Origin of the sequence: Microbacterium yannicii, assembly GCF_024055635.1 — a bacterium.
Taxonomy (GTDB): domain Bacteria; phylum Actinomycetota; class Actinomycetes; order Actinomycetales; family Microbacteriaceae; genus Microbacterium; species Microbacterium yannicii.
The window spans coordinates 26101-38470 of record NZ_JAMXMB010000032.1 but is presented as its reverse complement, the minus strand read 5'-3'; the positions used below and the strand labels follow the sequence as shown (position 1 = coordinate 38470).

Below are 12370 nucleotides of genomic sequence, written 5' to 3'. Positions count from 1 at the left end.
CCAGAATGAAGCGCTCATTCGCTGCCGCGGCCGGCATCGCCGTGGTCGCAACGCTCGCTCTCGCCGGCTGCAGCGGCGGAGGCGACGACGCAGCCGCGCCCGAGGAGTCCTCGGGTCCGGTCACGCTGAGCCTCTCCGGCTGGAGCATCGACACGACGCCGGAGTTCCAGGCGCTCGCCGACGCGTTCCACGAGGCGAACCCCGACATCACAGTCGAGGTCAAGGGCTACGACGCCACCGAGTACAACACGCTCGTCACCGCCGACCTCGCCGCCGGCTCCGGCCCCGACATCATCACGCAGAAGGAGGTCAAGTTCCTCCCGACCTTCGCCGAGGGCGGCCAGCTCCTCGACGTGTCGGACGTCGAGCTGCCTGACGGCATCAGCGGTGCGAAGTCGTACGAGCTCGACGGCACCGCGTACGCGGTGCCCTACCGCAACGACTCGTGGGTTCTGTACTACAACAAGGCCCTCTTCGACCAGGCCGGCGTCGAGTACCCGGACGGCTCGTGGACGTGGGACGACTACAGCGACGCCGCCGCCGCGCTGACCGACGGCCTCGCCGCGGCGGGCAGCTCCGCAAAGGGCGCCTACCTCCACAACTGGCAGTCGACGGTCCAGGGCTTCGCCAACGCGCAGTCCGACGGCGACATCCTCGCGGGCGACTACGAGTACATGGAGCCCTTCTACGACAACGTGCTCGCGCTCCAGGACGCAGGCGACCAGGTCGACTACAACACGGCGAAGGCCAACCAGCTGACGTACCAGGGCGAGTTCGGCAAGCAGAACGCCGCGATGCTGCAGATGGGCACGTGGTTCGTCGCGACGCTCATCGCGCAGCAGGCCTCGGGCGACGCCGACGACTTCGAGTGGGGCATCGCGCCCATCCCGCAGGTCGACTCCAAGACGGCCGGTCTGGACAACACCCCGGTCACCTTCGGCGACCCGACCGGCTTCGGCATCAACGCCGGGATCGACGAGTCCAAGGTCGCGGCCGCGAAGAAGTTCCTCGCGTTCGCCGCGGGTGAGGAGGGCGCTCAGGTGCTCGCCGGCATCGGCATCACGCCGGCGCTGCTGACCGACCCGGTCGTCGAGACGTACTTCTCGGTCGACGGCGCACCGTCGGACGACCTGTCGAAGTTCGCGTACTCGACCCACGAGGTGCACCCGGAGAACCCGACCTCGAACAAGGCGGCCGCGGTCCAGGGCATCCTCGGCGACATGCACACCGCGATCATGTCGGGCTCCAAGAGCGTCACCGACGCCATCAAGGAGGCGCAGGACCGCGTCGCCAACGAGGTCGGCACGGACTGAGCCGCGGCTCTTCCGACCCGTTCCAGCACCTTCCGGCAGGCTCGCGGCTCATCGCGAGCCTGCCGGGAGGATCCCGATCCGCGGCGCCTGAGCGCCGACACCCGGACACCCGGTGACCGGCCCGCTCCCCGCCGGCGGCCGGTCACCGCACCCCCGCACATCCACCCCACTGGAGGTCCGCCATGGCGACCATCACCGCCACAGAGGCCGGCACCGCGCCGCCGCCCGTGCGCCGCGGCCGCTCGAAGCTGCGGCTGCGCAACACCCTCATCGGGTGGAGCTTCATCCTTCCGAACTTCATCGGCTTCGGGCTGCTCACCCTCATCCCGATCATCGTGCTGTTCTACATGTCGTTCACGAACTGGAACGTGTTCGGCAAGGCCGACTGGGTCGGCCTCGCGAACTTCCAGCGCCTCATCGGCGACGGCAGCTTCCGCATCTCGGTTCTCAACACCCTCTACTACTCGGCGCTGCACATCCCGCTGACGATCCTCGTCTCGCTGGGCCTCGCGCTGCTGCTCAACAACAAGCTCCGCGGCGTCGCCTTCTTCCGCACCGCCGCCTTCTTCCCGTACATCACGTCGATCGTTGCGATCGCCGTCGTGTGGAACCTGCTCTTCAGCCCCGAGTACGGCCCGATCAACGAGTTCCTCCGGTTCATCGGCATCCAGAACCCTCCCGGCTGGCTGACCTCGCCCGAGTGGGCCATGCCCGCAGTCGTGATCGTCGGCACCTGGCGCGACATGGGCTACTACATGATCCTGTTCCTCGCGGGCCTGCAGACCGTGCCCCGTGAACTGCACGAGGCGGCGCGCGTGGACGGTGCGAACGTCTGGCAGCGGTTCGTCAACGTGACGCTGCCGTGCCTTCGTCCCACGATGTTCTTCGTCACCGTGATGCTGACGATCAACTCGTTCAAGATCTTCGACCTGATCCTCGTCATGACCGACGGCGGCCCGGGTCAGTCCACCCTCGTGATGTCGCAGTTCATCTACCGCAAGGGCTTCGAAGAGAGCCAGTTCGGCTACGCGTCGGCCGCCGCGGTGGCGCTGTTCTTCATGTGCATCCTCGTCACGATCGTGCAGTTCCTCTGGAACAAGAAGCGGAGCAGCTGATGGCCCAGCAAGTTGAGAAGGATGCTGCGGACCAGCTGGTCTCGGACTTCACGCCCCCGACCGCTGCGGTGCGCAACCTCCGCAAGCTCTCCGACCCGAAGCCGCGTCGCGCGGCCGACGGCGACAAGATCACCCCCGGCCGCCGCGTCGGACGCATCGCGATGTACGTCGGCCTGATCATCTTCGCGATCGCGCTGCTCGCGCCGTTCGCCTGGATGGTGCTGAGCTCGTTCAAGTCGGCCAACGAGGTGTTCTCGGTGCCGGTGAAGTGGCTCCCCGAGACGTGGGTCTGGCAGAACTACGTCGACATCTGGACCGAGTCGAACATGCTGGTGTGGATCCGCAACACGCTGTTCCTCGCCGTCGTCGTGACGTTCCTGCAGGTGCTCACCGGCTCGTTCGCCGCCTACGGCTTCGCCCGGATGCGCTTCAAGGGGCGTGACGTGCTCTTCCTGCTGTACGTGGGCACGATCGCCGTCCCGTGGCAGTCGTACATGATCCCGCAGTTCATCCTGCTGTCGAACTTCAAGGTGTCCAACACGCTGTGGGCCATCATCCTGCTGCAGGCGTTCGGCGCGTTCGGCGTCTTCCTGATGAAGCAGTTCTACGAGACGATCCCCGAGGAGCTCTCCGAGGCCGCGCGGTTGGACGGCCTCAGCGAGTACGCGATCTGGCGCAAGATCATGCTGCCGCTGTCGATCCCCGCCCTCGCATCGCTGACCCTGCTCACCTTCGTCAACACCTGGAACGACTACCTCGGGCCGCTCATCTACCTGCGCAACCCCGATCTGTGGACCATCCAGCTGGGTCTCAAGAGCTTCGTCTCGAACCTCTTCGACACCAACTACGCGCTGCTGTTCGCGGGCCTGACGATCTCGGTCATCCCGATCGCGATCATCTTCCTGCTCGGCCAGAAGTACTTCGTCGAGGGCATCGCGACGAGCGGGCTGAAGGGCTGACACCATGAACAAGCCCAATGCACTCAGCCGGCTGAACGGCCTGGTCTCGCACGAGACGTGGGCGTCCCTCATCGGGATGATCTACCTCGCGCTGATCGTGAATCTCCTGCTGGTCGTGGCGTGCCTGCCGATGGTGGTGCTGCTGATCACCACCGACCCGGCGTACTCATGGCCGCTGCTCGCCCTCGCCGCGCCGCTCACCGCGCCGGGCATCGCGGCCGCGTTCCGCGCCTTCCGCGAGCACGGCGCCGGCGGGCTCGGCCCGATCCGCGCGTTCCTCGCCGGCCTGCGCGACACGTGGCGCCACGCGCTCGTGATCGGCGCGGCCGTCACGGTGGCGATCGTGGTGCTGCTCGTGGACGTGCGGATGCTGTCGAACACCGCCGCGGCCGTCATCACGGTGCCGCTGCTCGCGGTGCTGGCGCTGGTCGCGATCGCGGTGGGCCTCGTCGCCCTCGTCGCGGTCGCGGAGGTGCCGGGCGCCCGCCTGCGCGACGTGGTGCGCGCGAGCCTCTACCTGAGCCTGCGGCGCTGGTACCTCACGGCCGTCTCGCTGGCTGCGCTCGCCGCGCAGATCGCCGTGTTCGCCACCGCACCCGCGCTCGGCCTCGGGCTGACGGCATCCGCGGCGCTCTTCTTCGCGTGGACCAACTCCCGCTACACGCTCCGACCCGTACTCGATCTCGATGAGATGGCGGCTGCGCCGGCCTGAGGCCGCGGTACCCGCGCCCACACGGCGCGGGACGAAGCATCCGTTCCAGACTTCTATTTCCGAAGGATTCCCTCCCATGACGTCCACCTCGCCCGCTGCGGGCACCCGAGCCACGTCCGGTGACGCGCCCGCTCCCGCCGTTCCGACGGACGCCGCCATCGCGGCCGCACTCACGACGATCCGCCGGAACATCGCGACCTTCGGGGGCGCGTACCCCGACGACACGACGGTGGACGACCGCTACCGGCTCCGCCCGGCGGAGCGCGGCATCCCGGTCGGCGGCAACCGCGGGTGGACCACCAGCTTCCGCACGGGCATGCTGTGGCTCGCGTGGGAGCTCAGCGGCGACGACGCGTACCGGGAGGCGGCGCTGGTCGACACCGGCGACTTCGAGCGCCGCGTGCGTGCCGAGGAGGACCTCGACACCCACGATCTCGGATTCCTCTACACACTGTCGACCGTCGCTGCCTGGCGATTGGTCGATGACGAGGACGCGCGGCAGGCCTCCCTGCTCGCCGCCGAGCACCTGATGCGCCGCTTCCTCGAGCCCGCGGGCATCATCCAGGCGTGGGGCGACCTCTCCGACCCGACTCAGCGCGGCCGCACCATCATCGACAGCCTCATGAATATGCCGCTGCTGACATGGGCTCACGAGCAGACCGGCGAGGAGCGCTTCGCCGACGCCGTCACGCGACACACTGCGCAGCTCCGCGAGCACATCCTGCGCGAGGACGACTCGACGTTCCACACGTTCTACTGGGATGCCGAGACCGGCGAGCCGCTGCGCGGCGCGACCGAGCAGGGCGCGTTCGACGAGTCGTGCTGGGCACGTGGCCAGGCGTGGGGCATCTACGGCTTCGCCATGAACTACGCCGTGACCGGGGACGAGCGCCTGCTCGAGGCATCCCGTCGCTGCACCGAGTACTTCCTGCGCCACCTGCCGGCCGACGAGGTGCCCTTCTGGGACCTGGTCTACACCGACGGCAGCGACGCCCCGCGCGACAGCTCGGCCGCCGCCATCGCGGTGTGCGGTCTGCTGGAGCTCGCGCAGGTCGAGACGGATGCCGCGCGCGCGGCCGAGTGGACCGCTCGCGCGCACTCGATCCTCGCGTCGCTCGTCGCGGGCTACACGCCCGCGGCACCCGAGGACTCGGACGCGCTCATCCTGCACTCGGTGTACGACCTGCCGAAGGACAACGGCGTCGACGAGGGCACGCTGTGGGGCGACTACTTCTACCTCGAGGCCCTGATGCGCGTGGCGCGCCCCGAGTGGAGGAAGTACTGGTGAGGCTCGTCACGTACGCCGGCGCGGAAGGTGCGCGCCCTGCGGCCGTGGTGGCGGGCGTCGACGGCGACCGGCTGCTGGACCTCGGCGATCTCGCCGGCTCGGTGGAGGGGCTGCTGACGGATGCCGCGGCCCTGGCGGCTGCGCGGGCTCAGGCGGCGGACGCCGACCCGGCACGGCTGCCGGCGCTCGACCAGGCGGCGCTGCGCGCCCCCGTGACGCCGGGCAAGATCCTGTGCCTCGGCTACAACTACCGCGGGCACGTGCCGGACGGTGTCGATCCGACCGCGAACGACCCCGAGTACCCTGACGTGTTCGTGAAGACGCCGAACACGCTGGCAGGCCCGAACGAGCCCGTCGTGATCCCTCCGGGCGCGACGGACGTCGACTACGAGGGCGAGGTGGCGGTCGTCATCGGCCGGCGTGCGCAGCGGGTGTCCCTGGAGGACGCGCTGGACCACGTCGGCGGGTACACGATCCTCAACGACGTGTCGGACCGCGCGTGGCAGCGGCGGCAGAGCCAGTGGGCGCTCGGCAAGTGCTCCGACGGCTTCGCGCCGCTCGGCCCGTGCGTGGTCACGCCCGACGAGGTGGGAGATCCTCAGGACCTCCTCGTCGAGGTCGTCCGCGACGGCCTCGTCACCGTGTCGCAGTCGACGTCGACCACCATCTTCAGCGTGGCGTACGTCATCCATCACCTCAGCCAGGTGCTGACGCTCGAGCCGGGCGATATCGTCTCGACCGGAACCCCGCAGAAGCTGCCCGCCGCCCAGGACGCGCACCGCCCGCTCGCCGACGGCGATGCGGTCACGGTGCGGATCTCGGGCATCGGCGAGCTCACCACCCGATTCGTCGCCGAAGACCCGGCCGTCGAGTCTCGCTCGTTCCGGTCCCTGAGCGAGGGAGCGCCAGCGACCGAGACGAAGGGCGCCCGCTCGACGACCGGCGACAACACAGGAGACAACGCATGATCCTCGATACGTTCCGCCTCGACGGCAAGGTCGCGCTCGTCACCGGCTCGAGCCGCGGGCTCGGCCAGGGTGCCGCCGTCGCGCTGGCCGAAGCGGGCGCCGATGTCGCCCTGCTCGACCGCGGCGACGCGTCGGCCACCGCCGACCTCATCGCGGCGACCGGCCGGCGGGTGCACCGCGTGCAGCGGGATCTCGTCTCGGCCTCGGCCGACGACCTCGCTTCGGCGGTCGACGAGGTGATCTCCGAACTCGGCGGTCTCGACATCCTGGTCAACAACGCCGGCACCATCCGCCGCGCGCCGGCTGCGGAGTACCCGGCCGGCGACTGGGACGACGTGCTCGCCGTCAACCTCGATGCCGTGTTCCACCTGTCGCAGGCGGCCGGCCGCCACATGCTGGCGCAGGGCAGCGGGCGCATCATCAACGTCGCGTCGATGCTGTCGTTCCAGGGCGGCATTCTCGTTCCGGCATACACCGCGTCCAAGCACGCCGTCGCGGGTCTCACGAAGGCGCTTGCGAACGAGTGGGCCGCCGCCGGCGTCACGGTCAACGCCGTGGCCCCCGGCTACATGGCGACCGACAACACCGCGCCGCTGCGCGCCGACGAGGATCGCGCCGCATCGATCCTCTCGCGCATCCCGGCAGGACGCTGGGGCGCGGCATCCGATCTGCAGGGTGTCTTCGTCTTCCTCGCCTCGGACGCCGCCGCCTACGTCACCGGCGCCGTCATCCCCGTCGACGGCGGCTGGCTCGTCCGCTGACACCCGCGCCGACCCGCGACGCCGACCCGCCTCACAGATCCACGCAGAACCAGGAGAGAACCGTGACCCAGACGAACATCCCGCAGCGCTACGCGACCAACCCCGCACAGATCCCGGGCATGACGACGCAGGACCTGCGCGACACGTACCTCATCCCCGACGTCTTCGTGCCGGGCGAGATCCGTCTGACCTACACGCACCACGACCGCATCGTGCTCGGCGGCGCCGTGCCCGCCGGCGGCGTACTGGAGCTCGGCGGCTACCCCGAGATCCGCAGCGACTACTTCCTCGAGCACCGCGAGGTCGGCATCATCAACGTCGGCGGCACCGGCACGGTCACGGCCGACGGCGAGGTCTACACGCTCGTCAAGGGCGCCTGCCTGTACCTCGGCCGCGGCATCCGTTCCGTGTCGTTCGCCGACGCCGCAGACGAGGAATCGGGTGCGCAGTTCTACCTCTTCTCTGCGCCGGCGCACACCGCCTACCCCGCTGCGCTGGTGTCGCCCGGCGAGGGCACCGTGCGCGAGCTCGGTGACCAGCTCACCTCGAACCGGCGCACACTCAACCAGTACATCCACGAGAACGGCGTGAAGAGCTGCCAGATCGTCATGGGCGTCACCGAGCTGCACCCGGGCTCGATGTGGAACACCATGCCGGCGCACACGCACGACCGCCGCACCGAGTGCTACCTGTACTTCGACCTGCCCGAGGACGCTCGCGTCATCCACCTCATGGGCGAGCGCGAAGAGACGCGTCACCTCGTGATCGCCGACCGTCAGGCCGTCATCTCGCCGTCGTGGTCGCTCCACTCCGGCGTCGGCACGTCGTCGTACACGTTCATCTGGGCGATGGCCGGTGAGAACCAGGCCTTCGACGACATGGACGCCGCGCCCGTCACCGACCTGCGATGACGTCTGCCGCTGGCCGGAGTGCGTGGCGGGGAACTCGGGGATCCGCCGAGGTTCGGACGGATGCCCCGCAGGCGTCCGAATTCTGCGCGATCTCCGAATCTGGTGAGGGTACGGATGCCGCGGCCTGACTACGCTGGCGGGATGCCCCGCACTCTGCTCGCGATCGGCGAGACGATGGCGATGGTGACACCGGTCGTCGCGGCGCCCGTGACGGATGCCGACGCGTTCCTGCTCGACGCCGGCGGCGCGGAGTCCAATGTCGCCGCCCACGTGGCCGCGCTCGGTCACCGCGCCGTCTGGTTCAGCCGCCTGGGCGACGACGCGCTCGGCCGCCGCATCGCACGGCAGCTGACCGCCCGCGGCGTCGACGTGTCGCGGGTCGTGTTCGACGGCGCGCACCCGACCGGGCTGTACGTGAAGGACCCGGGCAACGGGGTCCTCTACTACCGCCGCGGCTCCGCGGCCGCGCACCTGACCGACGCCGACGCCGATGCGGTGTCGTTCGACGGCGTCGATCTGCTGCACGTGTCGGGCATCACGGCCGCGATCTCGGCATCCGCGTCGTCGTTCCTCTCACGTGTCATGGCTCGCGCCCGCGAGAACGGCGTGCCGGTGTCGTTCGACGTCAACCACCGTGCGCCGCTGTGGGATGCCGAGACCGCCGCCCCGGTGCTGCTCGAGCTGGCCCGCAGCGCCGACGTCGTGCTCGTCGGCCGCGACGAGGCCGAGACCCTGTGGGGCACCGCCACCGCCGCCGAGGTGCGCGCACTGCTGCCGGACGTCGCCGAGCTCATCGTCAAGGACGGCGACATCGGCGCGACCGCGTTCGCCGACGCCGACGAGGTGTTCGAGCCGGCCCTGGTCGTCGAGGTCGTCGAGGCCGTCGGCGCCGGGGACGCGTTCGCCGGCGGTTACCTCGCGGGACGCCTCTCCGGCGCCCCCGTGCCCGACCGCCTGCGCGCGGGGCACGCGCGCGCTGCGCGCACCCTGCAGACCACCACCGACTCGATCGACGAGCCTGCGCCTGTCGCGCCGGCCCCCGGCATCCCGACATGATCGGTTCGGGGCGCATCCCGCACGTTCGGGGCGCGCGCCGCGCGCCCCACATGCTCGCGACACGCCCCGAACCCGACACCACCATCGACCGCTCCCGCAGAAGGACACACTCATGACGACCACGATGGATGCCGCGAACGGCGGCGACTGGTTCGAGACGGCGTTCGCCGGCGCGCCGCTCATGGCGATCCTGCGCGGCATGGGCGTCGAGCGTTCGGCGCGTCTGTCGCAGACGGCGTGGGACCTCGGCATCGACTCCGTCGAGGTGCCGTTGCAGACCCAGGAGGACGAGCGCGCGCTGCGCGAGGTCGTCACCCTCGCGGCCGCCCGCGGCAAGAGCGTCGGCGCGGGCACCATCATCACGCCGGAGCAGGTGGCGCTGGCCGCCGACGCCGGCGCTGCGTACCTCGTCTCGCCGGGGCTCGACCCGGTCGTGGTGCGGGCGGCGCAGGATGCCGGCATCCCGATCCTTCCCGGCGTCGCGACGCCCAGCGAGGTGCAGCTGGCGGTCTCGCTCGGGCTCACGTGGCTGAAGGCGTTCCCGGCGACCTGGCTCGGCACCGGGTGGTTCTCGCACATCCGCGGCCCGTTCCCGCAGGTGCGCTTCGTCGCCACCGGCGGCCTGAACGCGGCGAACGTCGAGGAGTTCCTCGACGCCGGCGTACGCGTCGCCGCGGTCGGCTCCGCCCTCGAGGACGCCGCGCAGCTCGAGCGCCTCGCCGAGGTGCTCCGCACGCGCGCGGCCGCCCGATGACGGCGGCCGACGCCCGCTCGTTCGCGATCGGCGAGTCCGACTTCCTCCTCGACGGCGAGCCGTTCCGAGTGCTGGCCGGGGCCCTGCACTACTTCCGCGTGCACCCCGGACAGTGGGCCGACCGCATCCGCAAGGCGCGGTTGATGGGGCTCAACACCATCGAGACATATGTGGCGTGGAACGCCCACGAACCCGTACGGGGCGAGTGGGATGCGACCAGTTGGAACGACCTCGGCGCCTTCCTCGACCTCGTCGCAGCCGAGGGTATGCATGCGATCGTGCGGCCCGGCCCTTACATATGCGCCGAATGGCATAACGGCGGTCTACCGGTGTGGCTGACCGGGATGCCGAACATCGGGCTGCGTCGCTCCGAGCCGCTCTACCTTGCTGAGGTGACCGCGTACCTCCAGCGGGTCTACGACATCGTCGCTCCCCGCCAGATCGACCGCGGGGGGCCGGTCGTCCTCGTGCAGATCGAGAACGAGTACGGCGCGTACGGCAGCGACACCGCGTATCTCGAGCATCTCGTCCGCGTGACGAAGGATGCCGGCATCACCGTTCCGCTCACCACCATCGACCAGCCGACCGATCAGATGCTGAGCGACGGGAGTGTCGCCGGGGCGCACATGACCGGCTCGTTCGGCTCCCGCGCCACGGAGCGGCTCGCAACGCTCCGCCGCCACCAGCCGACCGGCCCCCTCATGTGCGCGGAGTTCTGGGACGGCTGGTTCGACTGGTGGGGCAACGCCCACCACACGACCCCCGCGGCCGCGTCGGCCGCCGAGCTCGACGCGCTGCTCGGGGCCGGGGCATCCGTGAGTTTCTACATGTTCCACGGCGGCACCAACTTCGGCCTGACCAACGGCGCCAACGACAAGGGCCGATACCTCCCCATCGTGACGTCGTACGACTACGACGCTCCGCTCGACGAGCGGGGCGACCCGACCGACAAGTACTTCGCGTTCCGTGACGTGATCGCCCGCTACGCGCCCGTGACCGACGAGGTGCCCGAGGCCAGCGGCCCGGCTCCCGCGTTCGAGGTGGCTCTCACGGCGGTGGCGGCGCCGGCCGCGTCGGCGGGATCGGCTGCACCGGCCGCGTCGGCCGAGGTGCGACACGAGACTCCGCCGAGCTTCGAGGAACTCGGACACCTCAGTGCGCTCGTCTCCTACGAGGCTGAGCTTCCCGGGGGTCGGGGTGGCGTCCTGCGCTTCGGCGAGGTGCGCGACCATGCGTGGGTGTCGGTCGACGGGGTGTCGGTCGGCACGCTGTCGCGCACGCGCCACGAGGACGCTCTCGTCGTGCCGGACGGACGCCGCGTTCGTGTGCTCGTCGAGGAGCAGGGCCGGGTCAATTACGACACACGTCTGGGCGAGTCCAAGGGCCTCGTCGGCCCCGTGACCCTCGGCGGGGTGCCGGTGACCGGCTGGGCCGCGACGCCGATCGATGTCGCAGCTTTGGGTGGAGCGGTGGCGGATGCCGCGTCTTCGGACGTGGCCGGTATGACGGTGGCCCCGTTCCTCCTGCGCGGGTCGTTCGCGCTGGAATCACCCGCCGACCTGTTCCTCGACACCGCAGGGTGGGGGAAGGGCTACGCGCTCGTCAACGGCTTCCTGCTCGGGAGGTACTGGCGCAGCGGTCCCCAGCGAACGCTGTACCTGCCGGCCGCTGCGGTGCACGCGGGGGAGAACTCGATCGTCGTGATCGAGCTCGATCGTGTCACCGACCCCGTCGCCCGTTTCGTTGCCGAGCCGGAGCTCGGACCGAGCGAGGAGTAGTCGGCGGGCAGCCGGTGGTCCGCCAACGGGGGAGGAAGCTCTATGCGCGGCCTTTGCGCGCCTGAGCGGATAGCGGTCAGATGTCGCTGAAGTCGTTCGAGGGACTCTGAAGCTCGGTGACGAGGTCGCCGTCCAGCGTCACCAGGATGAACTGCCGCCCGGGTTGGCCGGGGCGGCTGAGCGATTCCACGCCTTCCACCTCTTGCCCCTCCACGCCGAGGTAGTCCGCTTGGCCGTCGCCGTCGGCATCCCATTCGTCCCACCCGCCCGTCGCGAGCACAGCGTCACGCGCGGATCCGATCGCGATGCCGCTCGCGGTGCGGACGGGGATGCCGCCGACGGCCGGCGCAAGGATGGTCACGCTCGCGGGACCGTCCTTGAGCACGGACACCGTGATGTCATCCCAGGTGTAGAGGGTTCCCCACGGGTCGCCGTTGCCCCAGGGGTCTGGGAAGTCCTCGCCGGTACGAGGCTCTCCGGTGAGTTCCTCGACGAAGGCGAGCAGCGGTTCAGGGTCGTCGAAGGAGAACGTCTCCGATGTGCCGCCCTCGGTGAACGCGAGGCCCTCGATGCCGAGAGCGATCGCGCCGGCCGTTGTCGGGGTGGGCGTCGGCGTCGCGCTGGGCTGTGCCGCGGGGGACGGGGAGGTCGTGGTGGCCGGTGCCGGCACTTCGGCAGCACAGCCGGCGAGGACGAGCGCGGCGGCGAGGAGGAGCGGCGCGAGGCGGCGAAGCACCAGACCAATCTAGAGCCCA

At 70.1% G+C, this 12370-nt stretch carries 12 protein-coding genes; 11 read left to right on the top strand and 1 reads right to left on the bottom strand.

Going from position 1 to position 12370, the window contains the following annotated elements; all coding sequences use genetic code 11:
- The first annotated feature begins 5 nt into the window (after positions 1 to 5).
- The 11 genes from NCG93_RS12600 (at position 6) to NCG93_RS12550 (ending at position 11615) form a co-directional block, all read left to right on the top strand.
- A complete protein-coding gene (locus tag NCG93_RS12600) occupies positions 6 to 1313 on the top strand; it encodes an ABC transporter substrate-binding protein (protein ID WP_194412301.1) in 1308 nt (435 codons plus the stop codon).
- 182 nt (positions 1314 to 1495) lie between these two features.
- Entirely contained in the window at positions 1496 to 2428 is a 933-nt protein-coding gene (locus NCG93_RS12595) for a carbohydrate ABC transporter permease (protein WP_194412302.1), read from the top strand.
- Positions 2428 to 3387, top strand: coding sequence for a carbohydrate ABC transporter permease (locus NCG93_RS12590; protein ID WP_425563543.1), 960 nt, complete (start codon positions 2428 to 2430; stop codon positions 3385 to 3387). Before NCG93_RS12595 ends, NCG93_RS12590 begins: the two co-directional genes overlap by 1 nt.
- A gap of 4 nt (positions 3388 to 3391) precedes the next feature.
- A complete protein-coding gene (locus NCG93_RS12585) occupies positions 3392 to 4099 on the top strand; it encodes a ferredoxin-NADPH reductase (RefSeq protein WP_194412303.1) in 708 nt (235 codons plus the stop codon).
- Positions 4100 to 4175: 76 nt separating this feature from the next.
- On the top strand, positions 4176 to 5387 hold the full coding sequence (locus tag NCG93_RS12580) for a glycoside hydrolase family 88 protein (protein WP_194412304.1): 1212 nt from the start codon (positions 4176 to 4178) through the stop codon (positions 5385 to 5387).
- A complete protein-coding gene (locus NCG93_RS12575; RefSeq protein ID WP_194412305.1) occupies positions 5384 to 6355 on the top strand; it encodes a fumarylacetoacetate hydrolase family protein in 972 nt (323 codons plus the stop codon). Before NCG93_RS12580 ends, NCG93_RS12575 begins: the two co-directional genes overlap by 4 nt.
- Positions 6352 to 7116 (top strand): 2-dehydro-3-deoxy-D-gluconate 5-dehydrogenase KduD, encoded by a 765-nt coding sequence (kduD, locus tag NCG93_RS12570; RefSeq protein ID WP_206687277.1) that lies wholly within the window; start codon positions 6352 to 6354, stop codon positions 7114 to 7116. The genes NCG93_RS12575 and kduD overlap by 4 nt, the downstream gene beginning before the upstream one ends.
- A gap of 62 nt (positions 7117 to 7178) precedes the next feature.
- Entirely contained in the window at positions 7179 to 8027 is an 849-nt protein-coding gene (kduI, locus tag NCG93_RS12565; protein WP_252787544.1) for a 5-dehydro-4-deoxy-D-glucuronate isomerase, read from the top strand.
- A gap of 141 nt (positions 8028 to 8168) precedes the next feature.
- Positions 8169 to 9083, top strand: a complete 915-nt coding sequence (locus NCG93_RS12560) for a sugar kinase (protein ID WP_194412306.1) — start codon at positions 8169 to 8171, stop codon at positions 9081 to 9083.
- Between the two features lie 112 nt (positions 9084 to 9195).
- Positions 9196 to 9837, top strand: a complete 642-nt coding sequence (locus tag NCG93_RS12555; protein ID WP_241741553.1) for a bifunctional 4-hydroxy-2-oxoglutarate aldolase/2-dehydro-3-deoxy-phosphogluconate aldolase — start codon at positions 9196 to 9198, stop codon at positions 9835 to 9837.
- A complete protein-coding gene (locus tag NCG93_RS12550; protein WP_194412307.1) occupies positions 9834 to 11615 on the top strand; it encodes a glycoside hydrolase family 35 protein in 1782 nt (593 codons plus the stop codon). Before NCG93_RS12555 ends, NCG93_RS12550 begins: the two co-directional genes overlap by 4 nt.
- Before the next feature lie 76 nt (positions 11616 to 11691).
- On the opposite strand, the gene NCG93_RS12545 is transcribed toward NCG93_RS12550, so the two are convergent.
- A complete protein-coding gene (locus NCG93_RS12545; protein ID WP_194412308.1) occupies positions 11692 to 12351 on the bottom strand; it encodes a hypothetical protein in 660 nt (219 codons plus the stop codon).
- Positions 12352 to 12370: the final 19 nt, after the last annotated feature.

What these genes read in the sequence shown, in the direction of transcription:
- NCG93_RS12560 (WP_194412306.1), top strand. Translation starts at nt 8,169, where the DNA reads ATGCCCCGCACTCTGCTCGCGATCGGCGAGACGATGGCGATGGTGACA.
- NCG93_RS12580 (WP_194412304.1), top strand. Translation starts at nt 4,176, where the DNA reads ATGACGTCCACCTCGCCCGCTGCGGGCACCCGAGCCACGTCCGGTGAC.
- kduD (WP_206687277.1), top strand. Translation starts at nt 6,352, where the DNA reads ATGATCCTCGATACGTTCCGCCTCGACGGCAAGGTCGCGCTCGTCACC.
- NCG93_RS12595 (WP_194412302.1), top strand. Translation starts at nt 1,496, where the DNA reads ATGGCGACCATCACCGCCACAGAGGCCGGCACCGCGCCGCCGCCCGTG.
- NCG93_RS12555 (WP_241741553.1), top strand. Translation starts at nt 9,196, where the DNA reads ATGACGACCACGATGGATGCCGCGAACGGCGGCGACTGGTTCGAGACG.
- NCG93_RS12600 (WP_194412301.1), top strand. Translation starts at nt 6, where the DNA reads ATGAAGCGCTCATTCGCTGCCGCGGCCGGCATCGCCGTGGTCGCAACG.
- NCG93_RS12550 (WP_194412307.1), top strand. Translation starts at nt 9,834, where the DNA reads ATGACGGCGGCCGACGCCCGCTCGTTCGCGATCGGCGAGTCCGACTTC.
- NCG93_RS12585 (WP_194412303.1), top strand. Translation starts at nt 3,392, where the DNA reads ATGAACAAGCCCAATGCACTCAGCCGGCTGAACGGCCTGGTCTCGCAC.
- NCG93_RS12590 (WP_425563543.1), top strand. Translation starts at nt 2,428, where the DNA reads ATGGCCCAGCAAGTTGAGAAGGATGCTGCGGACCAGCTGGTCTCGGAC.